The sequence below is a fragment of the Pseudomonas sp. P5_B3 genome (genome assembly GCF_056400405.1).
Genome location: NZ_JBFULI010000144.1, coordinates 1 through 529, shown reverse-complemented (window position 1 = coordinate 529; position 529 = coordinate 1). Strand labels below are relative to the sequence as shown.

Genomic DNA, 529 nt, shown 5'->3' with positions numbered 1-529 from the left:
CCGCCGCAGGCCTCCATCACGACAGTGCAGGGCTCAAGGTTCATCAGGTGCTGCATGAGCGCTACCCGATTGAATTTTTTGCGGTACAGCTCGTGACCACGATCATCCTGTGCATGTAGATGAAAGGTGTGTTTTCCCAGATCGATGGCGGCAATAGCTACTTTGCTCATGGCAATGATCTCCGATAAGCCCCCTGTGAAAGCTTAGTGGTCGATCACAGGGGGCGGCGRGGGTAGCCATTTCATTAGTGGATTTGCATCAACCGCTAAATTCGCAGGCAATCGGCATAGGGGACGGCCTTCATAGACCGTACCCCTGCCACACCACCCGGCATGCGGGTCCGCACCGGGCGGTTCGAGGGATTGAGGTCAGGAGAGACGTGGAAGTCCCAAGCGATCAAACCACGCGAGATTAAGCACCCAATTCAAGGCCCATCGACTGTTGTCCCACCAACGACGGGTGTTACATGCCACTTTCTGGGCGACTTCTTTACTCGCACCCAAAGCCCGTAATTCACGATTAAGTCGTC

2 pseudogenes are annotated in these 529 nt (G+C 55.1%); both read right to left on the bottom strand.

Going from position 1 to position 529, the window contains the following annotated elements:
- Positions 1-170, bottom strand: a pseudogene (locus AC1DRN_RS30005) (IS110 family transposase); the annotation flags it as partial.
- Positions 171-368: 198 nt separating this feature from the next.
- Positions 369-529: pseudogene (locus tag AC1DRN_RS30000) on the bottom strand (group II intron reverse transcriptase/maturase); the annotation flags it as partial.